Source organism: Streptomyces aurantiogriseus, from assembly GCF_014649375.1.
GTDB classification, from domain to species: domain Bacteria; phylum Actinomycetota; class Actinomycetes; order Streptomycetales; family Streptomycetaceae; genus Streptomyces; species Streptomyces aurantiogriseus.
Genome location: NZ_BMSX01000002.1, coordinates 515,698 through 541,927 on the forward strand (window position 1 = coordinate 515,698; position 26,230 = coordinate 541,927).

At 72.3% G+C, this 26,230-nt stretch carries 24 protein-coding genes and 3 tRNA genes; 16 read left to right on the top strand and 11 right to left on the bottom strand.

Translation table 11 applies throughout. The features are described 5' to 3' along the window. Positions 1-132 precede the first annotated feature (132 nt). Both IE263_RS05740 and IE263_RS05745 read left to right on the top strand, forming a co-directional pair. A complete protein-coding gene (locus IE263_RS05740; protein ID WP_189932853.1) occupies positions 133-1,143 on the top strand; it encodes a multicopper oxidase domain-containing protein in 1,011 nt (336 codons plus the stop codon). A gap of 96 nt (positions 1,144-1,239) precedes the next feature. Continuing rightward, on the top strand, positions 1,240-2,283 hold the full coding sequence (locus IE263_RS05745; RefSeq protein WP_189932855.1) for a LacI family DNA-binding transcriptional regulator: 1,044 nt from the start codon (positions 1,240-1,242) through the stop codon (positions 2,281-2,283). A gap of 20 nt (positions 2,284-2,303) precedes the next feature. Here the strand turns inward: IE263_RS05745 and IE263_RS05750 are convergent, their stop codons facing one another. Next, the gene (locus tag IE263_RS05750) at positions 2,304-3,095 is read right to left on the bottom strand and encodes a VOC family protein (protein ID WP_189932858.1); all 792 of its coding nucleotides are present in this window, start codon (positions 3,093-3,095) and stop codon (positions 2,304-2,306) included. A 267-nt stretch (positions 3,096-3,362) separates the two neighbouring features. Between IE263_RS05750 and IE263_RS05755 the strand changes: the two genes are divergently transcribed. From IE263_RS05755 to IE263_RS05775, 5 genes are all read left to right on the top strand, one after another. Next, a complete protein-coding gene (locus IE263_RS05755) occupies positions 3,363-3,608 on the top strand; it encodes a WhiB family transcriptional regulator (protein WP_189932860.1) in 246 nt (81 codons plus the stop codon). A gap of 56 nt (positions 3,609-3,664) precedes the next feature. Continuing rightward, positions 3,665-3,736, top strand: a tRNA-Gly gene (locus IE263_RS05760). A 9-nt stretch (positions 3,737-3,745) separates the two neighbouring features. Continuing rightward, a tRNA-Asp gene (locus tag IE263_RS05765) sits at positions 3,746-3,817 on the top strand. 38 nt (positions 3,818-3,855) lie between these two features. Beyond that, positions 3,856-5,361, top strand: coding sequence for an SDR family oxidoreductase (locus IE263_RS05770; protein WP_229910804.1), 1,506 nt, complete (start codon positions 3,856-3,858; stop codon positions 5,359-5,361). After that, positions 5,358-6,575, top strand: a complete 1,218-nt coding sequence (locus IE263_RS05775) for a leucine-rich repeat domain-containing protein (RefSeq protein ID WP_229910805.1) — start codon at positions 5,358-5,360, stop codon at positions 6,573-6,575. Before IE263_RS05770 ends, IE263_RS05775 begins: the two co-directional genes overlap by 4 nt. Before the next feature lie 27 nt (positions 6,576-6,602). Here IE263_RS05775 and IE263_RS05780 read toward each other — a convergent pair whose 3' ends face one another. Further along, the gene (locus tag IE263_RS05780) at positions 6,603-8,405 is read right to left on the bottom strand and encodes a MoxR family ATPase (protein ID WP_229910806.1); all 1,803 of its coding nucleotides are present in this window, start codon (positions 8,403-8,405) and stop codon (positions 6,603-6,605) included. Positions 8,406-8,426: 21 nt separating this feature from the next. Further along, a complete protein-coding gene (locus tag IE263_RS05785; protein WP_189932864.1) occupies positions 8,427-9,872 on the bottom strand; it encodes a DUF2201 family putative metallopeptidase in 1,446 nt (481 codons plus the stop codon). An 89-nt stretch (positions 9,873-9,961) separates the two neighbouring features. Between IE263_RS05785 and IE263_RS05790 the strand changes: the two genes are divergently transcribed. Next, positions 9,962-10,037: transfer RNA gene (locus tag IE263_RS05790), tRNA-Trp, on the top strand. Between the two features lie 61 nt (positions 10,038-10,098). Here IE263_RS05790 and IE263_RS05795 read toward each other — a convergent pair. The 7 genes from IE263_RS05795 to ssgD form a co-directional block, all read right to left on the bottom strand. After that, on the bottom strand, positions 10,099-10,371 hold the full coding sequence (locus tag IE263_RS05795; RefSeq protein WP_189932866.1) for a carboxypeptidase-like regulatory domain-containing protein: 273 nt from the start codon (positions 10,369-10,371) through the stop codon (positions 10,099-10,101). Between the two features lies 1 nt (position 10,372). Further along, positions 10,373-11,302: a trypsin-like serine peptidase gene (locus tag IE263_RS05800; protein WP_189932868.1), complete on the bottom strand. Its 930-nt coding sequence runs from the start codon at positions 11,300-11,302 to the stop codon at positions 10,373-10,375. A gap of 177 nt (positions 11,303-11,479) precedes the next feature. Further along, entirely contained in the window at positions 11,480-12,325 is an 846-nt protein-coding gene (locus tag IE263_RS05805) for a hypothetical protein (protein WP_189932870.1), read from the bottom strand. An 85-nt stretch (positions 12,326-12,410) separates the two neighbouring features. After that, positions 12,411-13,385 (bottom strand): acyl-ACP desaturase, encoded by a 975-nt coding sequence (locus tag IE263_RS05810; protein WP_189932872.1) that lies wholly within the window; start codon positions 13,383-13,385, stop codon positions 12,411-12,413. A gap of 227 nt (positions 13,386-13,612) precedes the next feature. Beyond that, positions 13,613-14,389 carry a dimethylargininase gene (gene ddaH / locus IE263_RS05815; protein ID WP_189932875.1) on the bottom strand — a complete coding sequence of 259 codons (777 nt, stop codon included), beginning with the start codon at positions 14,387-14,389 and terminating at the stop codon, positions 13,613-13,615. Between the two features lie 152 nt (positions 14,390-14,541). Then, positions 14,542-16,164: an ABC-F family ATP-binding cassette domain-containing protein gene (locus IE263_RS05820; protein ID WP_189932877.1), complete on the bottom strand. Its 1,623-nt coding sequence runs from the start codon at positions 16,162-16,164 to the stop codon at positions 14,542-14,544. 304 nt (positions 16,165-16,468) lie between these two features. Then, entirely contained in the window at positions 16,469-16,882 is a 414-nt protein-coding gene (ssgD, locus tag IE263_RS05825; RefSeq protein WP_189932879.1) for a spore wall synthesis regulator SsgD, read from the bottom strand. Positions 16,883-17,105: 223 nt separating this feature from the next. On the opposite strand from ssgD, the gene IE263_RS05830 reads away from it, so the two are divergent. The 4 genes from IE263_RS05830 (at position 17,106) to mmpA (ending at position 19,816) form a co-directional block, all read left to right on the top strand. Next, positions 17,106-18,242, top strand: coding sequence for a WD40/YVTN/BNR-like repeat-containing protein (locus IE263_RS05830; RefSeq protein ID WP_229910807.1), 1,137 nt, complete (start codon positions 17,106-17,108; stop codon positions 18,240-18,242). A gap of 61 nt (positions 18,243-18,303) precedes the next feature. After that, positions 18,304-18,630 carry a plasmid stabilization protein gene (locus tag IE263_RS05835; protein ID WP_189932881.1) on the top strand — a complete coding sequence of 109 codons (327 nt, stop codon included), beginning with the start codon at positions 18,304-18,306 and terminating at the stop codon, positions 18,628-18,630. A gap of 61 nt (positions 18,631-18,691) precedes the next feature. Continuing rightward, positions 18,692-19,387 carry an endonuclease V gene (locus tag IE263_RS05840; RefSeq protein ID WP_189932883.1) on the top strand — a complete coding sequence of 232 codons (696 nt, stop codon included), beginning with the start codon at positions 18,692-18,694 and terminating at the stop codon, positions 19,385-19,387. A 282-nt stretch (positions 19,388-19,669) separates the two neighbouring features. Further along, a complete protein-coding gene (gene mmpA, locus IE263_RS05845) occupies positions 19,670-19,816 on the top strand; it encodes a morphogenic membrane protein MmpA (protein WP_189932885.1) in 147 nt (48 codons plus the stop codon). A gap of 19 nt (positions 19,817-19,835) precedes the next feature. On the opposite strand, the gene IE263_RS05850 is transcribed toward mmpA, so the two are convergent. Further along, complete coding sequence (locus IE263_RS05850) at positions 19,836-21,014, bottom strand: saccharopine dehydrogenase family protein (RefSeq protein ID WP_189932887.1); 1,179 nt, start codon at positions 21,012-21,014, stop codon at positions 19,836-19,838. Between the two features lie 91 nt (positions 21,015-21,105). On the opposite strand from IE263_RS05850, the gene IE263_RS05855 reads away from it, so the two are divergent. The 4 genes from IE263_RS05855 (at position 21,106) to IE263_RS05870 (ending at position 26,215) form a co-directional block, all read left to right on the top strand. Next, entirely contained in the window at positions 21,106-21,486 is a 381-nt protein-coding gene (locus IE263_RS05855; RefSeq protein ID WP_189932889.1) for an MmcQ/YjbR family DNA-binding protein, read from the top strand. A gap of 107 nt (positions 21,487-21,593) precedes the next feature. Beyond that, positions 21,594-22,751 carry a CaiB/BaiF CoA transferase family protein gene (locus IE263_RS05860; protein WP_189932891.1) on the top strand — a complete coding sequence of 386 codons (1,158 nt, stop codon included), beginning with the start codon at positions 21,594-21,596 and terminating at the stop codon, positions 22,749-22,751. 33 nt (positions 22,752-22,784) lie between these two features. After that, the gene (locus IE263_RS05865) at positions 22,785-23,999 is read left to right on the top strand and encodes an acetyl-CoA C-acetyltransferase (RefSeq protein WP_189932893.1); all 1,215 of its coding nucleotides are present in this window, start codon (positions 22,785-22,787) and stop codon (positions 23,997-23,999) included. Positions 24,000-24,040: 41 nt separating this feature from the next. Beyond that, a complete protein-coding gene (locus IE263_RS05870; protein ID WP_189932895.1) occupies positions 24,041-26,215 on the top strand; it encodes a 3-hydroxyacyl-CoA dehydrogenase NAD-binding domain-containing protein in 2,175 nt (724 codons plus the stop codon). Positions 26,216-26,230: the final 15 nt, after the last annotated feature.

A 26,230-nucleotide genomic window follows, 5' to 3' on the forward strand; every position in this document is an offset into this window, starting at 1 on the left:
CGCCAATACCTATGACCGCAATGGCACGAACTTTGTCCTGGGTGTGGATGAACGGCGGAACGGCCGGTACCGTCTCACCGGTTCATCACAGGTACGCCTCAGCAAGTTCCTCGGCAGGGTGGGGAGTTCCGCATGGACAGACGCAGTTTCAACCGACGGGTGCTGATCGGCGGCGCGGCGGCGGCCGCGACATCGTTGTCCCTGGCCCCCGAGGCCACCGGCGTGGACGCGCCGGCCAGGACGGCCCCTCCCGGGGGCCAGGTCAGACACCTCAGGCTGTACGCCGAGAAGCTCCCCGACGGGCAGTTGGGCTACGGCTTCGAGAAGGGTGGCGCGACGGTCCCGGGACCGCTGATCGAGATCACCGAGGGCGACACCGTCCACATCGCGTTCGAGAACACCCTCGACGTGCCGGCGAGCCTGCATGTGCACGGCCTGGACTACGAGATCTCCAGCGACGGAACGAAGCTGAACCACAGCGACGTCGAACCCGGCGGCACCCGCACCTACACCTGGCGCACCCACGCCCCCGGCCGCCGCGCGGACGGCACCTGGCGCGCGGGCAGCGCCGGCTACTGGCACTACCACGACCACGTCGTCGGCACCGAACACGGCACGGGCGGTATCCGCAAGGGCCTGTACGGCCCGGTCATCGTCCGCCGGAAGGGCGACGTCCTGCCCGACGCGACCCACACGATCGTCTTCAACGACATGACGATCAACAACCGGCCGGCCCACACCGGCCCCGACTTCGAGGCGACGGTGGGCGATCGCGTCGAGTTCGTGATGATCACCCACGGCGAGTACTACCACACCTTCCACCTGCACGGACATCGCTGGGCCGACAACCGCACGGGCATGCTGACCGGCCCCGACGACCCCAGCCAGGTCATCGACAACAAGATCGTCGGCCCGGCCGACTCCTTCGGTTTCCAGGTGATCGCGGGGGAGGGGGTGGGCGCCGGCGCGTGGATGTACCACTGCCATGTGCAGAGCCACTCCGACATGGGGATGGTGGGCCTGTTCCTGGTGAAGAAACCGGACGGCACGATCCCGGGGTACGAGCCGCACCATCCCGACGGGACGCACGCATCGCAGGGGACGCCGGAGACACACGGGACAAAGGACACGCACAAGCACTGAGGGATCATGGACGGGCGACCCTCGCGAGAGCGCTCTCATCCCCCCTCCTGCCGCGGCTATCCTGATCCGCACCCGCGCAGGAGGAGGAGCCCCGCAGTGACCGAGACAGCGTCGCGTCCCACGTTGGAGGCCGTGGCCGCGCGGGCCGGGGTCTCCCGGGCCACCGTCTCGCGGGTCGTCAACGGCGGGGACGGCGTCAGGGAGCCCCTCGTCGAGCGGGTGCGGCGGGCCGTGGAGGAACTCGGGTACGTCCCCAACCAGGCCGCCCGCAGCCTGGTGACCAGACGGCACGACGCCGTCGCCGTCGTCATCGCCGAACCGGAGACCCGCGTCTTCGCCGACCCCTTCTTCGCCCTCCAACTCCGCGGCATCAGCAAGGAACTGACGGCCCACGACAACCAGCTCGTGCTGCTGCTCACCGAGGGCCGCGCCGACCACGCCCGCGTCGCCCGCTATCTCGCCGGAGGCCATGTCGACGGAGCCCTCGTCTTCTCGCTGCACCTCGACGACCCGCTGCCCGGCCTCATCCAGGGCGCCGGTGTGCCGACGGTGTTCGGCGGCCGCCCCGGCTGGAGCGACGGCACGCGTGACGTCGTGTACGTCGACAGCGACAACCGCGGCGGCGCCCGGGAGGCCGTACGCCACTTGGTGGGCCTGGGCCGCACCCGCGTCGCGCACCTCACCGGACCCCTCGACCAGACCTCCGCGGCGGACCGGCTCGAGGGGTTCCGGGACGTCAGGGGCGACGCCGATCCCCGGCTCGTCGTGGAGAGCGACTTCACCCCCGGCGGCGGTGAGCGCGCCATGCGGGAACTCCTCGACCGCTGCCCCGACGTCGACGCGGTGTTCGCCGCCAACGACCTCACCGCCTCGGGCGCCCTGCGCGTCCTGCGCGAACACGGGCGCCGTGTGCCCGAGGACGTCGCGGTGGTCGGCTTCGACGACATGCTGCCCGTCGCCGAGCAGACCGACCCACCGCTGACGACGGTCCGTCAGGACATCGAGGAGATGGGCCGGATCATGGCCCGCCTCCTGCTGCGCGGCCTCGACCGCGGTACGACCACGACCGACGACACACCGGACGCCTCACCGTCCGGCGTGGTCCTCCCGACCACTTTGGTGCGCCGCGCCTCCGCCTAGCGGGGCGTTCCCCGGCCGCCTCACGTGGACTGCGGGGCGGTCTTGATCACCGCGAAGCGTGCCCCGTAGGGGTCGGCGAGTCTGGCGATCCGGCCGACGCCCTCGATGTCCGTGGCGGCCAGGCGGACCGTCCCGCCCTGCTCCTCCGCCCGCGCGACGACCGCGTCCACGTCCGTGACCTCGAAGTACGGCAGCCAGTACGCCCCCGACTCCGCCGCCGTCGGATCGTCGGCCGGCGGGACGACCCCGCCGAACATGGCGTCCTCCCCGGCGCCCGACGGGTTGACGGAGGTGTAGGTGCCGCCCGGGAAGGAGACGGCCGAGGTCTCCAGGCCCAGCGTGGCGTTGTAGAAGGCGGCCGCCGCGGCTTCGTCCGGGGTGTACAGCTCGACCCAGCACAGCGACCCGGGCTCGCCCGCGACGTCCACGCCCTTGGTCCGCCCCGGCTGCCAGATGCCGAACGGCGCGCCCGCCGGGTCGGCGAGGATCGCCATCGTGCCCCGGTCCATCACGTCCATGGGCGGGAACAGCACTCTGCCGTGCGCCTGCTCGGCCGCCTTGCAGGTGGCGTCCGCGTCGGGTGACCGGAAGTACACCGTCCACGACGGCGGGCCCTGCTCGGGCGAGGTCTGCATGGCGCCCGCCGCGGTCCTCCCGTCCAGCTGGAAGAAGCCGTAGCCACCGGCGTCCGGCCCCGCCGACTCGAACCGCCAGCCGAAGAGGGCGCCGTAGAAGGCGCAGGCGCGGTCGATGTCGGTCGTACCGAGGTCGATCCAGTTCGGAGCGCCGTTGACGAAACGGGTGGTGAGCATCTTCGCCCTCCTCGTCGAAGTCCCGTCCTGTGCACTGCCGAGTCTGGCACCGCCCACTGACAATCGCTGCCGGAGCAGGGCGGCGCGAGCTCCGGGCCGGGATCACCGTCGGTCACCGGCACGGACCTCTTCGTCCACGCCGTTCCCGCGCGCCGCCGTGCCCCCAGGCCCTCCGCCGGGGCACCATCGGGGCGGCCGGAGGCCCTGCGCCGCCGCGTATATCCGGCGTTGATCGAACGTTTTTCGCCGCACGGCACGATCCTCGCCATGTACACCGACACGATTCCCACGCCCGACCTCGCCTGGCAGCGGGAGGCGCTGTGCGCGCAGACCGGGGCGGACTTCTTCTTCCCCGAGCCCGGCAGCTCGGTCCGGGAGGCCAAGCGCATCTGCGGCATGTGCGCGATGCGCTCCGCCTGCCTCGAGTACGCCCTGGCCCACGACGAGCGCTTCGGCGTGTGGGGCGGCCTGTCCGAGAAGGAACGACTGCGGCTCCGGCGCACCTCGCACTGAGCCCGTAAATCCGTGCGACCGCATCGCGGGGGTGCGGTTAGGATCCGGGGGCGCGTCCGGACGTAGCGCAGAGGCAGGCGCACCGCCTTGCCAAGGCGACAACGTCGGTTCGAATCCGACCGTCCGGGCGCGTGCGAGGTCCCGTAGAGCAGAGGCAGACTCGCCGCCTTGTCAGGGCGGATACGCCGGTTCGAATCCGGTCGGGACCGCGGCACGGCGAGCACGGGGCGGGTCGGGGCGGGGACGGATGGGCGAGGAGAGCAGCGGGGCGGTCGCGGGGGCGGCCGTCGGGCCGGTCACGGACGCGGTGGTCACGGACGCGGCGGTCACCCGGTCGACGGGCGCGGGCGCGGTCACGGACGTGGCGGTCACTCGGTCGACGGGCGCGGACGCGGTCACCCAGCCGTCGGGTCCGGGCGTCGAGCCGGTCTCCGAGGCGGAGCTGGCCGCCTTCCACCACGTCGTGGGCAAGCTGCGCGCCCTGCCCGTCGACGATCCCGTACGGCTGCGGGCCGAGCAGGTCGCCGCGTCCTTCGCACGCGACGGGCGGCTGCGGCGCCGCAGGACACGCGGCGCCGAGACCTCGGCCGCCGACGCCGCCGCCATGGCCGCGACCGCGACCGGCGCCCTGGACCGGCGCGAGGACGCGCCCCTGGCCGACGCCGGCAGCGGGGGCGTCTTCCGCCGGCCACGCACCTGCTACGTCTGCAAGTCGCCCTATCGACAGGTCGATGCCTTCTACCACCGCCTCTGTCCCCCCTGCGCCGCCGACAACACCGCCCGGCGCGCCCTGAGCACCGACCTGAGCGGCCGCCGGGTCCTGCTGACCGGCGGCCGGGTGAAGATCGGCTTCCAGCTGGCGCTGATGATGCTGCGGGACGGCGCCGAGGTCCTCGTGACCTCCCGCTTCCCCCACGACACCGTGCGCCGCTTCCGCGCCGCGCCGGGCAGCGGGGCATGGCTGGACCGGCTGACCGTCCTCGCCGTCGACCTGCGGGACCCCCGCCAGGTACTGGGCCTGTGCGAGGAACTGCGTCAGGAGGGCGAGCCGCTCGACATCCTCGTCAACAACGCGGCCCAGACGGTACGCCGGCCTCCCGACTCGTACGCCCTGCTGGCCTCCGGTGAGTACGACGCACTGCCCGAGGGGGCGCGCCGCGCGCCCGGCTTCACGCCGATGCGGATGCTGGAGGGTCTCGGGGGCTCCGTCTCCGCCCTCCCCGCCGCCCTGCGCGAGGCCGACGAGGCGGGGCTGCTGCCCGACCCGTCCCCGGAGAACTCCTGGTCGGCCCGGCTCGGCGCCCTCGACCCGGCCGAGGTCCTGGAGACGCAGCTCGTCAACGCCCTCGCGCCCGCCCTGCTGTGCGACCGGCTGCTGCCGCTGCTGCTCGCCTCCCCGCATCCGCGCCGGTACGTCGTCAACGTCACCGCCGTCGAAGGCCGGTTCGCGGTGCGCAACAAGCAGCCCGGTCACCCGCACACCAACATGGCCAAGGCCGCCCTCAACATGCTCACCCGCACCAGCGCCGCCGAACTCGCCGAACAGGGCGTCCACATGTGCGCCGTCGACACCGGCTGGATCACCGACGAGAACCCGGCACCCAAGAAGGCCCGCATGGCGGACGCCGGCTTCCGCACGCCGCTCGACATCGTCGACGGCGCGGCCCGGGTGTACGACCCGATCGTGCGCGGCGAGGCCGGCGACCCCGTGTCGGGCGTGTTCCTGAAGGACTACCGGGAGGCGGAGTGGTGACCGAGGAACCCGAACCGGAGACCGGGCACGAGCCGCACACCGAGGCCGAGTCGCCCGGCTTCGCCGGCGTGCCCCACGTCGTCCCCCGTCCCCTGGCCGACCTCGCCCCCCTGCTCGACTGGCTCCGGGCCGGCCGCCCGGCGGGGGAGCGGCTGGACTTCGCGGCGGGCACCGCGCTGCCCGACGGACGCCTCGACCTGTGCAAGCAGGGGCTGGGCGCGCAGGGCGCCGCTCTGGTCGCCGAGGCCCTGGCCGACGGCCCCTCGCCCGTACGACACCTGCTGCTCGGCACGGACGCCCTCGGCGACGCGGGGGCGGCCGCCGTGGCCGGCACGGACGCGCCGGTGGAGACGCTCTACCTCGGCTGCAACGGCATCACCGCGGGCGGCGCCTGCCGGATCGCCGACCAACTGCGGGCCTCGCCGCAGGTGGTCACCGGCGTGTGGCTCAAACGCAACCCGCTGGGCAGCGCAGGAGGCCGGGCGGCCGCCGAACTCATCGAGTCCGCCCGGACGTTGCGCACCCTCGACCTCGTCCAGACCGGCCTCGACGCGGCCGGCGTCGCCGTCCTCGCCGACGCCCTGCTGGCCGCCGCCGGCAACGGGCGGCGCATCGAGCGTCTCTTCGCCGGCGGCAACGCGCTGGGCGAGGCGGGCGCGGAGGCGCTGGCCGCGGTGATCGCCGCCGGAGCGATCGACGAACTGTACGTCTCCGCCGCCCGGTTGGGTGACGCGGGCGCCCTTCGCCTCGCCGCCGCGCTCGAACGGGCACCGTACGGACGGCTCACCCGCCTGTCGGTCGCCAGCAACGGCATCGGACCCGGCGCCGCGGCCCGGCTGGTCGGCGCGGCCACCGCGGCCGGCGTCACCCTGCTCGACCTCGGCCGGGTCCGGGCGGCCGCGGTGCTCGGCGCGACGGACAACCGGCTCGACCTGGCGGCCGCCGAGACCATCGGGCAGGCCCTGGCAGCCGGCGAGCACCGCCTCCATCACCTCGTCCTGCGCCACACCGGTCTGCGCAGCCGCGAGGCCCACCGCCTCCTCGACCACGCGCCCCGCGCCACCACCCCCACCCGCTTCGTCCTCGGCCAGGGCGTCGCCGCCAGCGTCAAACGCCGGCTGTCGGCCCTCAGCGCCCACATCCCGGCCCCGACCGTGCCCCCCGACGTGGCTGCCGTACGCAGCGTGCACCGCACGGCCCCGCCCGAGGAGTGAGCCACCCCGCGCCCACGCCCCGTCGGCTCAGCGCCGCATCCCCGTGAACACCCCCATCCAGTACTTCTGCTGCTGCTCCGACGCCCCCACCAGATACGTCGCCCGCAGCTTCGCCGGCAGATGGGCCACCAAGCGGGTCACCACCGCGCGGTGCTTCTTCAGCTGGGACAACTCCGCGTTGGCGAGGATCTGGTGGACCACGTCGCTGTCGTTGCCGCCCTCGTCGGACCGCTCGGCGGCGCGGCGCAGCCGGGCCTCCCACACGTCCGCGTCCCGGGCGAGCTCGCGCAGGCCCGTCACCGGGCGCCCCCGGAGCCGGTCGATCAGCGCGGACAGCGGCACGGGCGCGTACTCGCCGTCGCCGAGGTAGACCGTCGCCATCTCCAGCGGCAGCCCACGCCGGTGCAGCTTGATCAGCCGCTCCAGGGTGCGCTTGGTGATCCAGGCGCGGCCCTCCTCGTCGATGTCGTGCTTCCACCACTCCAGCACCGTCTCGGCGTCCGCTCCGTACCGCGCGATCAGCCACTCGTTGGCGGGGATGTCCTCCGGCGCCACCTCCAGCGAGGCCGTGAACCGCGTGGCCTGCGCGATGTTGTTCCGGGACACCAGGAGCTTGCGGCCCAGGTGGTACGGCGGGTTCTGCACGGCTATCTGCGCCCGCAGGTTCTCGATCCGCCGTCCCGCCAGGGACCACTCCTGGGTGATCTCCATCAGCTTGGCGAAGGCGGCCTTGTCCTTGGGCCGGTTGTACTCGTCCCACACGATCGCCTTGGGCTCCGGCCCGGTGAACTTCACGGCGAGGAGGTTGTCCAGCGTGCCGTCCGGCGACGGCACCGGCGCGCACAGATCCTCGACGTTGGTCACCGGCAGCGAGAAGTACAGGGCGTCGCGGCCCAGTCCCTCCCGCACCGTCTCCCGCACCAGCTCCGTCTTGCCGCACCCGGGCGGACCCTGCAGCAGCACCGTCCAGCGGTTGCGCAGCGCCGCCCGCACCACCTGCCGTACCGGGTCGGGAATCGTGGCCGGGTTGGGAACACCGAGGGCCTGGGCGATGCGGTCGAGGATCTCGGCCGTGCGGTTCTGCCCGGGCCTGCCGTCCGGGCCGGGCTCGGCCAGCCGCAGCCGCTCCCCGTCGACCAGGGGCAGGCCCCAGCGCAGCGGGAAGCCCTCGCGGGCGTTGGCCAGGACATGGTCGAGCGTGCGCGGGGACAGCAGCTCGCGCAGCGCCGGGGCGAGCGACGCCCACAGGGAGAACACCGGACGCAGGTCCCACGGGCGGTACTTGGCCGCGAGGTGCCGCCGCCAGGACGTGTCGTTCGCGGTGATCCGCATCGTCACCATGCGGTCCAGCAGCGCGAGGTCCCCGCGCCGCGCCGACGTCTCCGCGAGCGACTCGTTGTCCGTGAGGAAGACGCCGACGCAGCCCAGGGCGCGCAGATCGTGCTCGCCGAGCGTCCAGTTGCAGGCGATCTGCATCAGCTGCGACTGGATGGTGTCCCCGGCCTGCAGCGAGTCGTCGATGAGCAGCACGAACGGCCGGCCGGGCTTCAGCTGGCTCATCACCAGCTGCCGCAGCACCAGTTCACCGGACTCCGGGTCCCTGACCGGCGCGTTGACGAGCAGGTCGTCCGGTGTCAGGTTCGCCGCCGGCACGTACACCAGCGTGGTGTCCGGGCGGGACCGCGCGACGTACGAGAAGAACGTCGCCGTCTTGCCGATGCCGTGCTCGCCGAAGACCTGCCCGGTCTGCCCCAGGTCGATCATCGCGTCGATGAAGGTCTCCAGACGGGAGACCTCGGTGCGCTCCTGCTGGGCGGTCGGGTTGTTCATCTGGCGTGTCTTTGGGGCCATCTACCGCGAACCTGTCGTGACGCGATGGCAGGCCATCGCCGGTGTGTGCGTCTCGGGCCACTCGTTGCCGCCCTCGGTGATCAGCCAGATCCATTTCTCCGGCTCGGCGGGCGTGATCGGCGGCGCGTACCCGTCGGTGAGGACGACGACCGCGTCCGGACGCACGTCGAACACGCGGCCGTTCACCTCCGTGCGCCCCTCCACGTGGTCCGCGACGGCCTGGAAGCTCGTGCCGCCACCGCCGTAGACGCTCCCCCAGACTCCGTCCGGGGGGACCCCCATCTCGCTTCGCTCGCCCGGCTTGAACGGCATCACCACGGCGTCGAAGGACAGCCAGTGCGCCTCCACGCCGTCGATCCGGCCGACCAGCTCGGTGAGCCAGCGGATCACATGGTCCGGCATCGACCCCGAGGTGTCGTACGCGATCACGAGTACCTTGTCGCGGACCGGGCCGCGCCGCGCCAGCATCGGGTCCTGGCCGAGGGCCGCGAGGAGCGCGCCGCGCTTCTTCGGGTACACCAGCCGCTCGCCGTCGCGCAGTTTCGAGCCGAGCACGTCGACCAGCCAGCGCTGCCACCAGTCGACCGTCCGGGTGCGCGTCGTCTCGCCGCGCAGCGCGCCGGCGCCCAGGGTGCCCCAGAGCCGGGTGGCCCGCGCCGAGCCCTCCTCCGTACGGCCCATCAGGTCGAGCAGTTCCCGCTCCGCGCCGGCGTGCCCGCGCCGGGCCGCCAGCAGGGAGTTGAGCAGCGCCGAGGACGTCACCGTGTCGATCGTCTGCTGGTCGGCGGGGACCGCGCCCGCCACCAGGTGCACGCACAGCCGCTCGTCGGGCACCGGCGGGTGGCGCATCCGCTTCAGCTCGCCGTACACCCGCATGTCCGTCTCGGTGAACACCTCGTACGACACCGGCTCCAGTCCGTGCGTCGCCAGGTCCTCGACATAGGCGTCGTACACCTGCCGCGGGTCGACACCCGTGGGCCGGCCGTCCAGCAGAGGCAGGTGCGCGCGGCCGAGCCGGACCAGCGCCACATGGTTGACGGCGACCTCGGTGGCCAGCGTGAACACCGGGTCGTCGCGCAGCTCCGGGTCGGCGAGCAGATGCCGGTGCACGAGGTGACGGGCCTCGTGGAACAGGACGAACTTCACGCCCGACAGGCCCAGTCCGACGAAGAAGTCCGGGTTGTACAGCAGCAGGCAGGTGCCGTCGCCGGAGGCGACCACGGCCGCCGTGTCCACCGCCGTCGTGGCGATCTGGTGGTGGCACTTGGCGTACAGCCAGGACGCCACCGCCGACTCCGTCAGCCCGAAGTCCAGCAGCGCGGCCTCCTTCAGCTGCCGCGCCTCCTCCACGACCGCCGCATCCGCCGGACGGTACGCCTCCAGCGCCCTGCGGTCGGCGAGGTCCACCACCGGCGGACGCCGTCGCCCCTGCTCCCCGTACCCCATGCCGAGCCCCCCGTGCCGTGCTTTCCCCCAGTGCCTCATTGGTACCAGGCCCCACTGACAACGGGCCAAGGCATTACGCTGACCGCAGGGCGGGGTCGTAGCGCAGAGGCAGGCGCACCGGTCTCCAAAACCAGAACACGCTGGTTCGAATCCAGCCGCCCCGCCCGTCCCGAGGACGTTGCACACCGACAGGGCCCCGGCGTTCACCGGGGCCCTGTCGCCGTCCTCACACCCGCAGTCGCACCCGTGCCGGACTGTCGCCGCCGGCGGTGACGGTGGCCTCGCCGATCCTGTCGTCCGGTGTGCGGCACTGGACGGTGTAGGCGCCCGCGCCGCGCACGGAGAGGGTGAAGCTGCCGTCGGCCGCGGAGAGTGCGGCGATGTCGGGGTAGGGCTCCGGCCCGGCGGTGAGATACACGCTGGCGTCCGGGACGGGCCTGCCCGTCGCGTCCTCCACGATTCCGGTGATCAGGTGGGTGGAACGATCGCTGTGGGGCACCTCAGGCCTTCCAGGCGACCAGATTGTCATAGACGGGCTGGGTGATCCTCGTCCCGGAGTTGACGGTCGCCCCGCCGTAGGCGTGCACGGCGATGCCGTAGCGGCTGCCGTTGATGACGCGGTACACGGCGCTGCCGCTCTGCCCGCCGGCGGTGTCGATGTCGTAGTACACCTTCAGCGGGTTCACCGAACTGATGCCGCGCGCGTCGTACCACTGGGTGCCGGGAGGCTTGTCGCCCGGGTAGCCGGAGATGTTGCCGGTGGTCTTGAGCAGATCGGCGTCCGGCCAGGCCCCGAACCCGAACCATCCGGTGGTGGCGCCCAGTTCCGTGGGGATGATGATCGCGCCGTAGTCGTAGTTCTCGTCGCCCGAGACGGTCCAGCCGCGCACCGAGCGGAAGTTGGTGCTGGTGACGGAGCCGAAGGGCAGTGACGGGCCGTTGCGGCCGGGCATGACCTGGATGCTCTGGACCCAGCCGTGGTCGGGGTGACCGGGGTGGTTGATGAACACCACGTGGCCGGCGGTCACGAGGGTGTGCGGCCCGATGAACCAGGCGGTCCCGATGTACCGGTCGCCGTTCGCCGCGGTGATGAGCAGGGACGCGTGCACGCGCCACGGGTAGTCCGCCGTGTTCGTGATCTGGACTCTGTCGTCCGGTCCGTGAACGGTCTCGGCCGCCGGCCGGGGCGGCCCGAACGACGCCACGCCGATGTCGGGCAGTTCCGCGGTCGGCGGGGTCCACAGCTCGGTCGACATCCTGTCGTACTCCGGACGCACATAGCCCTCGACCTGTTCCAGGCCGTTGGAGCCCGCCTGCGCCGCCGTGCCCTCGACGCCCTCCGACGGAGGCTGGAAGAGCGCCTGTTCCGCGGCCAGGGCGACCTGTTCCTCGGGCTGGTTGGACACGGAGGTGTGCTGATCGCGTGTCATGTCCTCTAGGCCTTCCTGCAGAGGCCGGCGCCGCGATCCACCGGCGACCGCCGGCCGAACGTCCAGAGATGGACTGTTGAAGAGAGAACGGAATGGGGTGGGTCGGCTCGACGGCACCACCGTTCATGCCGCCTTTGTCACGATACGTCCGTCCGGGTGGTGCCGCACCAGCGGGCTTCAGGCGATGGCGCCCGCGGTCACCACCAACTCCGGGGCGGTGCCGTGGAAGGTGCCGATCAGCTGGGCCAGCACCGCCCAGGCCTCCTCCCGGTCGCCCAAGTGGTCCTGGACGAGCGGCCGGAGGGCGTCCTCGGCCGCACCGATCCGCGCCGGGAACATCACGCCACCCATGGCCAGCACCTCCAGGACGCGTACGGCGGGACCGTGGTCCGTCGCGTACTCGGCGGGACCGTCGAGCACGCCCGCCTGTCGCACCCGGTGGGTGAACTTGGGGTGCGAGCCGAACTGGGCGCGCAGGGCGGGCGGGCAGTCCGGGCGCACGGACAGCGCCCAGCGCGCGTAGCCGGGCAGCGCGCGCTCGGTGTCCGCCTCGGCGACCGTCCGCCAGTCGGCCGGGGTGAGGACCATGGACGCGGCCGCCCGACCGGCGGCCATGCCGGTCGCCTTACGCAGGGCGCCGACGAGGCCGTGGTGGACGTAGCTCTCGGGGATCTCGGGCTCCTCGCCCGGCAGTCGGGGGTCCACCCGGACGGGCTTCGTGCGGCCGGGGCCGAACGGTATTCCGCGGGCGAGGGCCCGCCGCAGACCGGCGTCGAGGCCGATGTAGCGCCACACCACGGCGTTCAGCTCCGGATTGTCCTCCTGGAGGATCCACAGCATGAGGGAGGACGGGACGTCCGACCGCCACGTCCACACTCGGTTCAGCCGACGCTGCCGCGACTGGGCGGTCTCGGGTGCGAAGGCGGGCAGGCCGATGCGCTCCCTGATCCGCCCGGCGCTCTCCTCGTCGGTCAGACCGAGGAGGAATCCGAGTGCCTGCTCGACCGTGTGGCTGTAGTGCATGGCCGCATGATGCCGCAGGTCGTGGACGGCCCGCACGGGGAAATCGGTTCCCTGTGCGAGCCGTGGGGCCGGTGATGCGGGGCGGTCAGCCGCCGGCCCGCGCCGCCATCCGCGCCTTGCGCGCCGCCAGCTTCTCGTCGAACTTCAGGGCCTCCGCGTCCAGGCCGCCCATGAACAGGCCGAGTTCCTCCTGCGCCTTCAGCCCCTCGGGGCCGAGGCCGTCGATCTCCAGGACCTTCAGGAAGCGCAGCACGGGCTGGAGGACGTCGTCGTGATGGATGCGCAGGTTGTAGACCTCGCCGATCGCCATCTGCGCCGCGGCGCGCTCGAAACCGGGGATGCCGTGGCCGGGCATCCGGAAGTTCACCACGACGTCCCGCACGGCCTGCATGGTGAGGTCGGGCGCGATCTCGAAGGCCGCCTTGAGCAGGTTGCGGTAGAAGACCATGTGCAGGTTCTCGTCGGTCGCGATGCGCGCCAGCATGCGGTCGCAGACCGGATCGCCCGACTGGTGGCCGGTGTTGCGGTGCGAGATGCGGGTCGCCAGCTCCTGGAAGGCGACATAGGCGACCGAGTGCAGCATCGAGTGCCGGTTGTCCGACTCGAAGCCCTCGCTCATGTGGGACATGCGGAACTGCTCCAGCTTGTCCGGGTCCACCGCGCGCGAGGCGAGCAGGTAGTCACGCATGACGATGCCGTGCCGGCCCTCCTCCGCGGTCCAGCGGTGCACCCAGGTGCCCCAGGCGCCGTCCCGGCCGAAGAGCGTGGCGATCTCGTGGTGGTAGCTGGGGAGGTTGTCCTCGGTCAGCAGGTTCACGACGAGGGCGATCCGGCCGATCTCGGTGACCTTGGACTGCTCCTTGTCCCAGGCCTCGCCGTCCTCGAAGAAGCCGGGGAAGTTGCGCGCGTCGCTCCACGGCACGTACTCGTGCGGCATCCAGTCCTTGGCGACCTGCAGATGCCGGTTCAGCTCCTTCTCGACCACTTCCTCCAAGGCGTACAGCAGCCGGGCGTCGGTCCAGACGGAGGGGCTGCCGAGGTGAGGGGAAGTGATCGTCACGGATACTCCAGGGGACGTGAGGCACAGCGGAAAACATCCGGCGGGCGGTGCCGGAACTTACGGGATCGTAGGCTACGAATCCGTAGGTTACGAAACCGTAGGTTAAGGTTGGCGTAAAGCTCGCTGATCAGCCCGCGTGGCGGTGGCTCTCCAGGTGGCGTCCGGGCATGCGGAACAGCCCCGGGATCCGCAGGTCCCGGGGCTGCGATGGCGGTCGGCTCGTCCGTTCAGGCGTACAACTCCCGCAGGCGCACCGAGAGGCATGTCACACAGCCCTCGAGCTTCTCGAACTCGCTGATGTCGACCACGACGGGCTCGTACCCGAGGTCGGCGAGCAGGTCCGCCGTCTTCGGCGCGCTCGCCGCCATCAGCACCTTGGGGCCGTCCAGCAGCACCACGTGGGCGCCGGCCTCCTCGGGCACCGACAGGAAACGCGGGAACAGCGACGGGCGGTCCACCTTCGGGATGTGACCGATCACCGTGCCGTCGGGCAGCGCGGTGACCGCCGACTTCAGGTGCAGCACCTTGCTCACCGGTACGGGCACCACCCGCGCCCCCAGCGGTTCGAAGGCCTCCCGCACCTGCTGGACGCCGGCCGCGTTGGTCCGGCCGCCCCGGCCGACGTAGATCGTGTCACCGATCTTCAGCACGTCGCCGCCGTCCAGTGTGCCCGGCTCCCAGATCCAGTTCACCGAGCAGCCCAGGCGCGCCACGGCCTCCTCGACGCCGGCGGTCTCCGCACGCCGGGACTCGGCGCCGGACCGCGCGATCAGGGCGACGTTCCGGTACATCACGACCGTGTCCTCGACGAACACGGAGTCCGGGCAGTCGTCGGCCGGGTCGACCTCGACGGTCTCCCAGCCGTGGGTCCGCAACGCCTCGACGTACGCCTCCCACTGCTCCTCGGCGAGCCCCACGTCGACCTTCTCCCGCTCGAGGTGCGTCACCAGACCTTCGGCGAGGCGCGGGCTGGGGCGGCGGATGAGGGCCTTCTTGCTGGGCACGTCCAGGTCTCCGAATCGGCGGTGGCTGATCGGCGCCCCTGACAGGCGCCGATCAGCCATCATGCAGCGCCGCTCGACGAGGACAAAACCCCGGCCGTCAGGCTGTGCCACTCCTGAGACACTCGGCCCCGAGACACGCGGCGGACACCGCCCTACGCCGGATCCGTCACCTCCTCCGCCGACGTCTCCCGCAGCTGCCCGTCCAGCAGCAGCCAGCGGGTGATGCCGATCGACTCCAGGAACGGCAGGTCGTGGCTGGCCACGATCAGTGCCCCCTCGTAGGACTCCAGGGCCGTGGTGAGCTGGCGCACGCTCGCCATGTCGAGGTTGTTCGTCGGCTCGTCCAGCATCAGCAGCTGGGGCGCCGGCTCGGCCAGCATCAGCGCCGCCAGGGCCGCCCGGAACCGCTCCCCGCCGGACAGCGTCGCCGCCTTCTGGTCCGCGCGGGCGCCGCGGAACAGGAAGCGGGCCAGACGGGCGCGGATCCGGTTGTTGGTGGCGGCCGGCGCGAACCGTGCCACGTTCTCGGCGACCGTCAGCTCGCCGTCGAGGACGTCCAGCCGCTGCGGCAGGAAACGCAGCGGCACGTGCGCGCGTGCCTCGCCCGCCACCGGCGCCAGCTCCCCGGCGATCGTGCGCAGCAACGTCGTCTTGCCCGCGCCGTTGCGCCCGACCAGTGCGACCCGCTCGGGCCCGCGCAGATCGAAACCGCCCATCACGCGCGCGCCGTAGGCGAGTTCCAGATCCTGGAGGGTGAGGACGTCACGGCCCGGCGGTACAGCCGTGTACGGCAGGTCGACACGGATCTCGTCGTCGTCCCGTACGGCCTCCACCGCCTCGTCGAGCCGCTCCTTGGCCTCGGCGAGCTTCTCCTCGTGCATGATGCGGTGCTTGCCCGCGGACTCCTGCGCCGCCCGCTTGCGCGCCCCCATGACGATCTTCGGCTCGCGTTTCTGGTCCCACATCTTCTGCCCGTACCGCTTGCGACGGGCCAACTTGACCTGAGCGTCGGCCAGTTCGCGTTTCTGCTTGCGCAGGTCGGCCTCCGCGACGCGCACCATGCGCTCGGCGGCCTGCTGTTCGGTGGCGAGTGCCTCCTCGTAGGCGGAGAAGTTGCCGCCGTACCAGGTGACCTCACCGGCGCGCAGGTCGGCGATCTGGTCGACCAGCTCCAGGAGTTCGCGGTCGTGGCTGACGACGACCATCACGCCCGGCCAGGAGGCGACGGCCGCGTAGAGCCGCCGACGGGCGTACAGGTCGAGGTTGTTGGTGGGTTCGTCGAGCAGCAGGACGTCCGGCCGGCGCAGCAGCAGCGCGGCCAGGCGCAGCAGCACCGACTCGCCGCCCGACACCTCGCCGACGGTGCGGTCCAGGTCGATGTGGCCGAGCCCGAGTTCGCCGAGGGTGGCGAGGGCGCGCTCCTCGACGTCCCAGTCGTCGCCGACCGTCTCGAAGTGCTCCTCGGACACGTCACCGGCCTCGATCGCGTGCAGGGCGGCCCGCCGCGCGGCGATGCCGAGGGCCTCGTCGACCCGGAGGGAGGTGTCGAGCGTGACGTTCTGCGGGAGGTGGCCGACCTCGCCCGCGACGCGTACGACGCCGTCGGCGGGGGCCAGTCGGCCGGCGATCAGCTTCAGCAGGGTCGACTTGCCGGAGCCGTTGACGCCGACGAGTCCGGTGCGGCCGGGGCCGAAGGCGACGTCGAGCCCCTCGAAGACAGGGGTGCCGTCCGGCCAGGCGAAGGAAAGGGAGGAACAGGTGATCGAAATGGACAAGCGGGCCTCGCGGTTGCGTGTGCGGTCAGGGGCAACGCGTATCGAGACACCGGAAGGCGGCGACCACCGCGGGAGCGGGGGAGCGGGAACCCGGAAGACTCCGGAGGGAGAACCCGGGGGAGAAGCCCTGCTCCGCAAGGACGGCTCGAACGCCGAGGTCGCACGCGGCACGCACACCTGACAGGTGTGGTGCGGTGTCTCAGACCTCAGACGAGCAACGTCCTTCTCCAATCGGCGGCAACAGAAGCGTTCTACACCGTAAGAGAGGGTCGGAGGGCTGTCAACGGATTAAATCGGCCCCGGGTCAGGCGTCCCGCATCAGCTCCGCCAGGTCGTGGTCGAGGTCGAACTGGAGGTGCTCCAGGCCGGTGGGCACCAGTTCGCTCGTGGCCCGCAGGAAGCGCCGGATCTCCTCCGAGTGGACGTGCACGATCGCGGTGCCCTCGGGGGCGTGGAACTCCAGCACCGTGCGGTCGTAGCCGTAGGGGCGGACGCGGACGTCGCCGTGTCCCTCGGCGTCGTGCAGACCCGCGGCGAGCAGGTCGCGGGCGAAGGTCCAGCAGACCTCCACGCCCTCCAGGGTGGCCGGGGCCGGGAAGGTCATGCGGACGGCGAAGGGATCGCGCCGGTCGTAGTGCAGCGTGGCGGGGATGCTCGGCATCCGAGGCGCGGCGGCGACCAGGCGGGCCTCAACGGGCTGCTCGATGACGATGGACAACGCCTTGCTCCCTTGTGACGGCGGGACGAACTTCCGGGCGGGTGGGGCCGGACACTGGAAGAGACGCCGGAACCGGCCGATCCGTGCACACCAGATCCGAGTGACCTCGGTCACCGCCTTCATGCACGGGAGTGACTCACCTCTCTTCCCGTGCCCCGTAGGGCGGTTGAGGCCGTCAGGGTCCTCTGGACGGCACCGTAGCGGTCGGCTAGCTTCGCCCGCCATGAGGCGCTTGGGGAACACGCGACGCACGGTACGAACGGCACGGGCACGACGCGCAGGGCGGACGGCGGCCGCCACAGCGGCCTGCGCGGCGGCACTGGCCGTCCTGACCGCCGCACCCGCCCAGGCACAGGCGCACGGCCCCGAGGGGACGCGGACGCACGGCGGAACGTGGGCGTCGAAGGACACCGGCACCCCCTCCGTCCGTTTCCGCGGCCTGGCGGCGGTCGACCGGGACACCGCCTGGGTGGCGGGCAGCCAGGGCACCGTCCTGCGCACCACCGACGGCGGGACGACCTGGCGCAACGTCTCACCCCCGGGCGCCACCGAGCTGCAGTTCCGGGACATCGAGGCCTTCGACGCGCGGCGCGCCGTGGTGCTCGCCATCGGCGAGGGCGAGGCCTCCCGCGTGTACCGCACCGACGACGGCGGCGCGACCTGGACGGAGTCCTTCCGCAACACCGACGCCCGGGCCTTCTACGACTGCCTCACCTTCTTCGACCGCCGCCACGGCCTCGCCATGAGCGACCCCGTGGACGGGAAGTTCCGCATCCTGTCGACCAGTGACGGCGGCCGCTCCTGGAAGGTCCTGCCGAACGAGGGCATGCCGCCCGCCCTGGAGGGCGAGGCCGGCTTCGCCGCCAGTGGCCAGTGTCTGGTCTCCGCCGGCTCCCGCGACGTCTGGCTGGCCACCGGCGGCGCCGCCCGCGCGCGCGTGCTGCACTCCGCCGACCGCGGACTGACCTGGACGGCCACCGACGCCCCGATCCCGGCGGGCGATCCCGCGCGCGGGGTGTTCGCCCTCGCCTTCCGCGACCGCGCCCACGGCCTCGCCGTCGGCGGCGACTACCGCCCCGACCAGCCCTCTTCGCAGGCCGCCGCCACGACCGGCGACGCGGGCCGCAGCTGGCGGCCCAGCGCCACGCCCCCGCCCGGCTACCGCTCCGGCGTCGCCTGGCTGCCGCACAGCCGCACCGCCGCCCTCGCGGTCGGCCCCACCGGCACCGACCTGACCACCGACGCCGGCCGCACCTGGCGCACGGTCGACACCGGCTCGTACGACACCGTCGACTGCACCCCCGACCTCGGGTGCTGGGCCGCCGGTGAACAGGGGCGGGTCGCACGGCTGGAGCGATGAGCCCGCTCAGCGGCGCCGTTTCGGGGTACCCGTTCCCCGACGGCGAAAGGAGTGAGCGCACATGCCACGCGGTTCCAGCCCCAAGCGGGAGCGCCAGTACGAGCACATCAAGAAGAGCGCGCAGGACCGGGGGGAGAGCACCGAGCGGGCGGAGGAGATCGCGGCCCGGACGGTGAACAAGGAACGCGCCCGGTCCGGCGAGTCGAAGACCGCCAGCCGCACGTCGACACAGGACATGTCGTCCGGCAAGCGGGGCGGGCAGCGGTCCGGCAAGGGCTCACAGGGGCCCACGTACGACCAGCTGTACGAGGAGGCCAAGCGCCGCAACATCCACGGCCGTTCGGACATGAACAAGAGCCAGCTGCAGCGGGCCCTGGGCAAGAGCTGACACGGCCGCTCCGGAACAAGATCGCGGGCCGGCCCCCGGGAGCCGTACGCTCGTCCTCACCATGACGACCGTACGCATTCCCGCGGGCTGGCCCGCGACCGAGGAGGAGGCCCGCGCCGTCCAGGACGAACTGCGGGCGAGAGTCGTGCTCGACGAGCCCGGACCCCCGCCCGGCGCGGGCCGGGTGACGGGGGTCGACGTCGCCTACGACGACGAACTCGACGTCGTCGCGGCCGCGGCCGTCGTCCTGGACGCGGCGAGCCTCGACGTCGTCGCCGAGGCGACCGCCGTCGGCCGGATCTCCTTCCCGTACGTGCCCGGTCTGCTCGCCTTCCGCGAGATCCCCACCGTGCTCGCCGCCCTGGACGCCCTGCCCTGCCCGCCCGGCCTGGTCGTCTGCGACGGCTACGGCCTCGCCCACCCCCGCCGCTTCGGCCTTGCCAGCCACCTCGGGGTCCTCACCGGCCTGCCCACGATCGGCGTCGCCAAGAACCCGTTCACCTTCACGTACGACGACCCGGACGCCCCGCGCGGATCCGCCACGCCGTTGCTGGCCGGCGGCGACGAGGTGGGCCGCGCCCTGCGGACCCGGACCGGTGTCAAGCCGGTCTTCGTGTCCGTCGGCCACCGCGTGACCCTGGACAACGCCTGCGCCCACACCCTCGCCCTCACCCCCGAGTTCCGCCTGCCGGAGACGACGCGCAGGGCGGACGCGCTGTGCCGCGGGGCGCTTCAGGACGCGACGACGCCCCACTGACCGACCTCGCGGTACTCCGAGCCGAAGACCGCCGGACCGTCGCCGGGCTCCCTCGCGCAGTGCCGGAGGTTCCCACCCAGGTACGCAGGATGCGCCCCGGCTCACCCGCCGTGTCCTGCGCCAACGCCCCTTCGCCCACGGTGACTTCGAGAACGGACCCCGAGCCGCTCCGTGCGCCCGGTGCCGGCCCCGTCGAGTACGTGCCTGAGTACTTCCCTGAGTACGTCGTCTGAGTACCTGTACGGATGTGGGACCCGGCGGCCGCCCGGCAGGCTGACCCGCATGACGACACACCGTGCCCCGAAGCCCCTCGCCGACCCCGACCGGCCCGTCGAGCGCGCCGTGAACGCCGCGCTGGTCCTCGCCGTCCTGGCGGGACTGGGCTGGATCGTGGGGATGATCTACACGCTGGTGCAGTGGCCGATCTGAGGCCGGGCCGAAGGGCCCGTCAGCGGCTCGCGGCCACCCGGAAGCGGATGCCCGCCGCGCGCAGCCGTTCGATGAGCGCGTCGCCCATCGCCACCGCCGTCGTGACCTGGCCGGCCGTCTCCGGGAGGTCGTCGCAGGCCAGGGCCAGCGCCGCCTCGGCGAACATCTTCGCCGTCTCGTCGTAGCCGGGGTCGCCGCCCGAGACCTCGGTGCAGACCCGCCGGCCGCCGCCCTCGCCCACGAAGCGGACGGAGAACCAGCTCCGCGCCCGCTTTTGCGCACTCGGCCCCTCCCCGGGCTTCAGCCGGTCCGACAGCCAGCGCCGGGCGGGCGGCAGTTGGGCCGCCGCGAACAGGGCGCCGACGGCCGCCGTACCGCCCACGGCGACCGGCAGCCGCCGTACGGCCGCGTAGTGGCGGTAGCGGAAGTCGGGGCCGTAGCGCTCCAGTGCCTTCGCGGACCGGCGCACGATCTGCGGGTCGATGGTCGGCAGGGGCAGCGCCCACGCACCGACCTCCGGGGCGAACCGAGGCGTGCCCAGCGGCGCGGTGGCCCGGCGGCCCATCAGCCGCGGCTCGTGCCGGTGCCGCTCCCGCGCGGCGGCCACCATCTGCCGGCCGCGCGCGAACTGGTTCAGCGCGGAGGCGAACGTGCCGCCCGAGAACGTGGCGTCGGCGGTCACGAAGCCGTCCACGGTCAGCGGCACGCCCTCCGGCAGCTGCCGGACGGTGAAGTACGCACCCAGGTCGTGCGGGACCGAGTCGAACCCGCACGCGTGCACCAGGCGGGCACCTGTCTCCCGCGCGCGTGTGTCGTGCCGGACGTACACCAGGTCCACGAACTCCGGCTCACCCGTGAGATCGACGTAGTCGGTGCCGGCGTCCGCGCAGGCGGCCACCAGCTCCTCGCCGTACGTCACATAGGGGCCGACCGTCGTCGCCACCACGCGCGCGTGCTCGGCGAGAGCGCGCAGCGAGGCCGGGTCCGACACGTCCGCCGGCAGCACGCCGGGCTCCGCGCCACCGGGGAGCCGGTCGCGCAACCTCCGCAGCTTGATCTCGTCGCGGCCGGCGATCGCCCAGCGCAGGTCCTCGGGCGCGTGGGCCGCGAGGTACTCCGCGGTGAGCGCCCCGACGAAGCCCGTGGCTCCGAAGAGCACGATGTCGTACGGACGGTCCGTCCTTTTCAGCCTGCTCATGACACCCCTTGGTCGTGCAGCCCGCGCCGCTGTCGGTGGCTGAGGCTAGCGTGAGGAGTGCGGAGCCCGACGACGAGCCCGGAGGCAGCAGGTGGCCGTACCCAGGAACGCCCTGAAAAAGTGGGAGAAGGTGCGCGAGTTCGCGCTCGGCCTGCCGGGCGCGACCGAGGAGTTCCCGTGGGGCGAGACCGTCGCGAAGGTCAACAAGAAGGTGTTCGTCTTCCTCGGAGTCGACGACGGCAGCTGTCCCCTGGGCGTCACGGTCAAGCTCAAGGACGAGACGGCCCATGCCCACGCGCTCGCCTCCCCGGGCGCCGAACCCGCCGGATACGGCCTCGGCAGGTCCGGCTGGGTGAGTGTTCCGCTGGAGCGGCAGGACGCCCCCGCGGCGGAGCTGCTGTGCGACTGGGTGGAGGAGAGCTACCGCACGATCGCCCCCAAGCGGCTGACAGCGGAGCTGGACGCCCGCTGACCTCCGGGAGAAACTGGCCAAGCGCTTGCTCGCCTCTCTTGTCACCCTCGGAGCGCGTTCCTAGCATCACTGGTGTTACATCGGTTGTGTCACAGCAAGGGGGCTGGATGACAACGGCAGGCACGGTTGCCACGGCGGGGCACGGCCCGCTCGCCGGTGTGCGCGTCGTCGAACTCGCCGGCATCGGGCCCGGCCCCTTCGCCGCCATGCTCCTCGCCGACCTCGGCGCCGACGTCGTCCGCGTGGACCGCCCCGGCGGCTCCTCCCTCGCCATCGCCCCGGACCACGACGTCACCAACCGCAACAAGCGCTCGGTGATCGTCGACCTCAAGTCACCGGACGGCCCCGCGCGCGTGCTCGACCTCGTCGCCCGCGCCGACGTGCTGATCGAGGGCTACCGCCCCGGCGTCGCCGAGCGCCTCGGCGTCGGCCCCGAGGCCTGCCACGCCCGCAACCCCCGTCTGGTCTACGGCCGGATGACCGGCTGGGGCCAGGACGGCCCGCTCGCCCACCGCGCCGGCCACGACGTCGCCTACATCGCCCTCACCGGCACCCTCGGCATGATCGGCGCCCCCGGCACGCCCCCGTCCGTCCCCGCCAACCTCCTCGGCGACTACGCGGGCGGTTCCCTCTACCTCGTCGTCGGCGTCCTCGCCGCCCTCCACCACGCGCGGGTGACGGGCACCGGCCAGGTCGTCGACGCCGCCATCGTCGACGGCGCCGCCCACCTCTCCGCGATGATCCACGGCATGCTCGCCGCCGGCGGCTGGCAGGACCGCCGCGCCGCCAACCTCCTCGACGGCGGCTGCCCGTACTACGGCACCTACGAGACCGCCGACGGGAAGTACATGGCCGTCGGCGCCCTGGAGCCGCAGTTCTACGACGCGTTCGTGCGCCTCCTCGGCATCGAGGACTTCGCCGACGCCCGCAAGGACCCGACCCGCTGGGAAGAACTGCGCGAGGCGGTCGCCGCCCGGTTCAAGTCCCGTACCAGGGACGAGTGGACGGCCGTCTTCGAGGGATCCGACGCGTGCGTGGCGCCCGTGTTGTCGCTGCGCGAGGCCCCGCACCACCCGCACCTCGCCGCCCGCGGCACCTTCACCGACCACGGCGGCATCACCCAGCCCGCCCCCGCCCCCCGCTTCTCCGCGACCCCCACCACCGTCCGCAGCGGTCCCGCGCGACCCGGCGCCGGCACGGCGGACGTCGCGCGCGACTGGGACATACCCCGGCTCGCGACAGACCTCCCGCACCAGGGCGACTGACCCGCTCGGCCCACCCTCCCGAAAGGCTTACCAGTGAGCACCGAAGCGTACGTGTACGACGCGATCCGCACCCCGCGCGGGCGCGGCAAGGCGAACGGCGCCCTGCACGGAACCAAGCCCATCGACCTCGTCGTCGGCCTCATCCACGAACTGCGCGACCGCTTCCCGACCCTCGACCCGGCCGCGATCGACGACATCGTCCTCGGCGTCGTCGGCCCCGTCGGCGACCAGGGCTCCGACATCGCGCGGATCGCCGCGATCGCCGCCGGACTGCCGGACACGGTGGCGGGCGTGCAGGAGAACCGCTTCTGTGCGTCGGGCCTGGAGGCCGTCAACCTGGCCGCCATGAAGGTCCGTTCCGGCTGGGAGGACCTCGTCCTCGCGGGCGGGGTGGAGTCGATGTCCCGGGTGCCGATGGCCTCCGACGGCGGTGCCTGGTTCAACGACCCGATGACCAACCTCGCCGTGAACTTCGTGCCGCAGGGCATCGGCGCCGATCTCATCGCCACCATCGAGGGCTTCTCCCGGCGCGACGTCGACGAGTACGCGGCCCTGTCCCAGGAGCGGGCGGCCACGGCCTGGAAGGAGGGCCGCTTCGACCGCTCGGTCGTGCCGGTGAAGGACCGCAACGGCCTCGTCGTCCTCGACCACGACGAGCACCTGCGTCCCGGCACCACCGCCGACTCCCTCGCGAAGCTCAAGCCCTCCTTCGCCGACATCGGCGACCTGGGCGGCTTCGACGCCGTGGCGCTGCAGAAGTACCACTGGGTGGAGAAGATCGACCACGTCCACCACGCGGGCAACTCCTCCGGCATCGTCGACGGCGCCTCGCTGGTCGCGATCGGCTCCAAGGAGGTCGGGGAGCGGTACGGGCTCACCCCGCGCGCGCGGATCGTCTCCGTCGCCGTCTCCGGCTCCGAGCCCACCATCATGCTCACCGGCCCCGCGCCCGCCACCCGCAAGGCCCTCGCCAAGGCCGGCCTGACCATCGACGACATCGACCTCGTCGAGATCAACGAAGCCTTCGCGGCGGTCGTGCTGCGCTTCGTGAAGGACATGGGCCTGTCCCTGGACAAGGTCAACGTCAACGGCGGCGCCATCGCCCTCGGCCACCCCCTCGGCGCCACCGGCGCGATGATCCTCGGCTCGCTCGTCGACGAACTGGAGCGCCAGGACAAGCGCTACGGCCTGGCCACGCTGTGCGTGGGCGGCGGCATGGGCATCGCCACGATCGTCGAACGCGTCTGAACACCCCGGCGGAACCAAGAGACTTCAACGGAGACCCTGTCATGACACAGAGCACCACCATCCGCTGGGAACAGGACCGCACCGGCCTCGTCACCCTCGTCCTCGACGACCCCGACCAGTCCGCGAACACCATGAACCAGGCGTTCCGCGAGTCGCTCGCGGTGATCACCGACCGCCTGGAGGCCGAGAAGGACACCATCCGCGGCGTCATCATCACCTCCGCCAAGAAGACCTTCTTCGCCGGCGGCGACCTGCGCGACCTGATCCGCGTCACGCCCGAGACCGCCCAGGAGCTGTTCGAGGGCGGGCTGGAGATCAAGGGCAACCTCCGCCGCATCGAGACCCTCGGCAAGCCGGTCGTCGCCGCGATCAACGGCGCGGCCCTGGGCGGCGGGTACGAACTCGCCCTCGCCTGCCACCACCGGATCGCCCTCGACGCCCCCGGCTCGAAGATCGGCTGCCCCGAGGTCACCCTCGGCCTGCTCCCCGGAGGCGGCGGCGTCGTCCGCACCGTACGCCTGCTGGGCATCGCCGACGCACTGCTGAAGGTCCTGCTGCAGGGCACCCAGTACAGTCCGCGGCGCGCCCTGGACAACGGCCTGATCCACGAGGTCGCCGCCACCCCCGAGGAACTCCTCGACAGGGCCCGCGCCTTCATCGACGCCCACCCCGAGTCGCAGCAGCCCTGGGACCGGCCCGGCTACCGCATCCCCGGCGGCACACCCGCCAACCCCAAGTTCGCGGCGAACCTGCCCGCCTTCCCCGCCACCCTGCGCAAGCAGACCCACGGCGCCCCCTACCCGGCACCGCGCGCCATTCTCGCCGCGGCCGTCGAGGGCGCCCAGGTCGACTTCGAGACGGCACAGGTCATCGAGGCCCGCTACTTCGTGGAGCTGGCGGCCGGCCAGACCTCGAAGAACATGATCCAGGCCTTCTTCTTCGACCTCCAGGCCGTCAACTCCGGCGCGAACCGCCCCCAGGGCATCGAGCCCCGCCAGGTCCGCAAGGTCGCCGTCCTCGGCGCCGGGATGATGGGCGCCGGTATCGCCTACTCGTGCGCCCGCGCGGGCATCGACGTCGTCCTCAAGGACGTCTCCCTGGAAGCCGCTGTCAAGGGCAGGGGCTACTCCGAGAAGCTGTGCGCCAAGGCCGTCTCCCGGGGCCGTACGAGCCAGGAGAAGGCGGACGCGCTGCTCGCCCGGATCACAGCCACCGCGGACCCGCAGGACCTGGCAGGCTGCGACGCCGTCATCGAGGCCGTGTTCGAGGACACCTCCCTCAAGCACAAGGTCTTCCAGGAGATCCAGCACATCGTCGCGCCGGACGCCCTGCTGTGCTCGAACACCTCCACCCTGCCCATCACCGTCCTCGCCGAAGGCGTGGAGCGGCAGGCCGACTTCATCGGGCTGCACTTCTTCTCGCCCGTCGACAAGATGCCGCTCGTCGAGATCATCAAGGGCGAGCGCACCGGCGACGAGGCGCTCGCGCGCGCCTTCGACCTGGTCCGGCAGATCAAGAAGACGCCGATCGTCGTCAACGACTCGCGCGGCTTCTTCACCTCCCGGGTGATCGGCCACTTCATCAACGAGGGCGTCGCCATGGTCGGCGAGGGCATCGAGCCCGCGTCCGTCGAGCAGGCGGCGGCCCAGGCGGGCTACCCGGCCAAGGTCCTCTCCCTGATGGACGAGCTGACGCTCACCCTCCCGCGCAAGATCCGGGGCGAGTCGAAGCGGGCCGTCGAGGAGGCGGGCGGCACCTGGCCCGGACACCCCGCCGAAGCCGTCATCGACCGCATGGTCGACGAGTTCGGCCGCACCGGCCGCAGCGGTGGCGCCGGCTTCTACGACTACGCCGACGGCAAGCGGACGGGCCTGTGGCCGGGCCTGCGCGAGCACTTCACGCGCGCGGGCGCCGAGATCCCCTTCGAGGACATGCAGGAACGCATGCTCTTCTCGGAGGCCCTCGACACCGTCAAGCTCCTCGAAGAGGGCGTGCTGACCTCCGTCGCCGACGCCAACATCGGCTCCCTCTTCGGCATCGGCTTCCCCGGCTGGACCGGCGGCGTGCTGCAGTACATCAACGGGTATGAGGGTGGCCTGCCCGGATTCGTGGCACGCGCGCGTGAACTCGCCGAGCGCTACGGCGACCGCTTCACCCCGCCGGCGCTGCTGGTGGAGAAGGCGGAGAAGGGGGAGACCTTCACGGACGGGCGCTGACGTTCCCACAGGGCA

What these genes read in the sequence shown, in the direction of transcription:
- IE263_RS05860 (WP_189932891.1), top strand. Translation starts at nt 21,594, where the DNA reads ATGACAACGGCAGGCACGGTTGCCACGGCGGGGCACGGCCCGCTCGCC.
- IE263_RS05770 (WP_229910804.1), top strand. Translation starts at nt 3,856, where the DNA reads ATGGGCGAGGAGAGCAGCGGGGCGGTCGCGGGGGCGGCCGTCGGGCCG.
- IE263_RS05830 (WP_229910807.1), top strand. Translation starts at nt 17,106, where the DNA reads ATGAGGCGCTTGGGGAACACGCGACGCACGGTACGAACGGCACGGGCA.
- IE263_RS05785 (WP_189932864.1), bottom strand. Translation starts at nt 9,872, where the DNA reads ATGGGGTACGGGGAGCAGGGGCGACGGCGTCCGCCGGTGGTGGACCTC.
- IE263_RS05835 (WP_189932881.1), top strand. Translation starts at nt 18,304, where the DNA reads ATGCCACGCGGTTCCAGCCCCAAGCGGGAGCGCCAGTACGAGCACATC.
- IE263_RS05805 (WP_189932870.1), bottom strand. Translation starts at nt 12,325, where the DNA reads ATGCACTACAGCCACACGGTCGAGCAGGCACTCGGATTCCTCCTCGGT.
- IE263_RS05800 (WP_189932868.1), bottom strand. Translation starts at nt 11,302, where the DNA reads ATGACACGCGATCAGCACACCTCCGTGTCCAACCAGCCCGAGGAACAG.
- mmpA (WP_189932885.1), top strand. Translation starts at nt 19,670, where the DNA reads ATGACGACACACCGTGCCCCGAAGCCCCTCGCCGACCCCGACCGGCCC.
- IE263_RS05780 (WP_229910806.1), bottom strand. Translation starts at nt 8,405, where the DNA reads ATGAACAACCCGACCGCCCAGCAGGAGCGCACCGAGGTCTCCCGTCTG.
- IE263_RS05755 (WP_189932860.1), top strand. Translation starts at nt 3,363, where the DNA reads ATGTACACCGACACGATTCCCACGCCCGACCTCGCCTGGCAGCGGGAG.
- IE263_RS05870 (WP_189932895.1), top strand. Translation starts at nt 24,041, where the DNA reads ATGACACAGAGCACCACCATCCGCTGGGAACAGGACCGCACCGGCCTC.
- IE263_RS05750 (WP_189932858.1), bottom strand. Translation starts at nt 3,095, where the DNA reads ATGCTCACCACCCGTTTCGTCAACGGCGCTCCGAACTGGATCGACCTC.
- IE263_RS05840 (WP_189932883.1), top strand. Translation starts at nt 18,692, where the DNA reads ATGACGACCGTACGCATTCCCGCGGGCTGGCCCGCGACCGAGGAGGAG.
- IE263_RS05850 (WP_189932887.1), bottom strand. Translation starts at nt 21,014, where the DNA reads ATGAGCAGGCTGAAAAGGACGGACCGTCCGTACGACATCGTGCTCTTC.
- IE263_RS05740 (WP_189932853.1), top strand. Translation starts at nt 133, where the DNA reads ATGGACAGACGCAGTTTCAACCGACGGGTGCTGATCGGCGGCGCGGCG.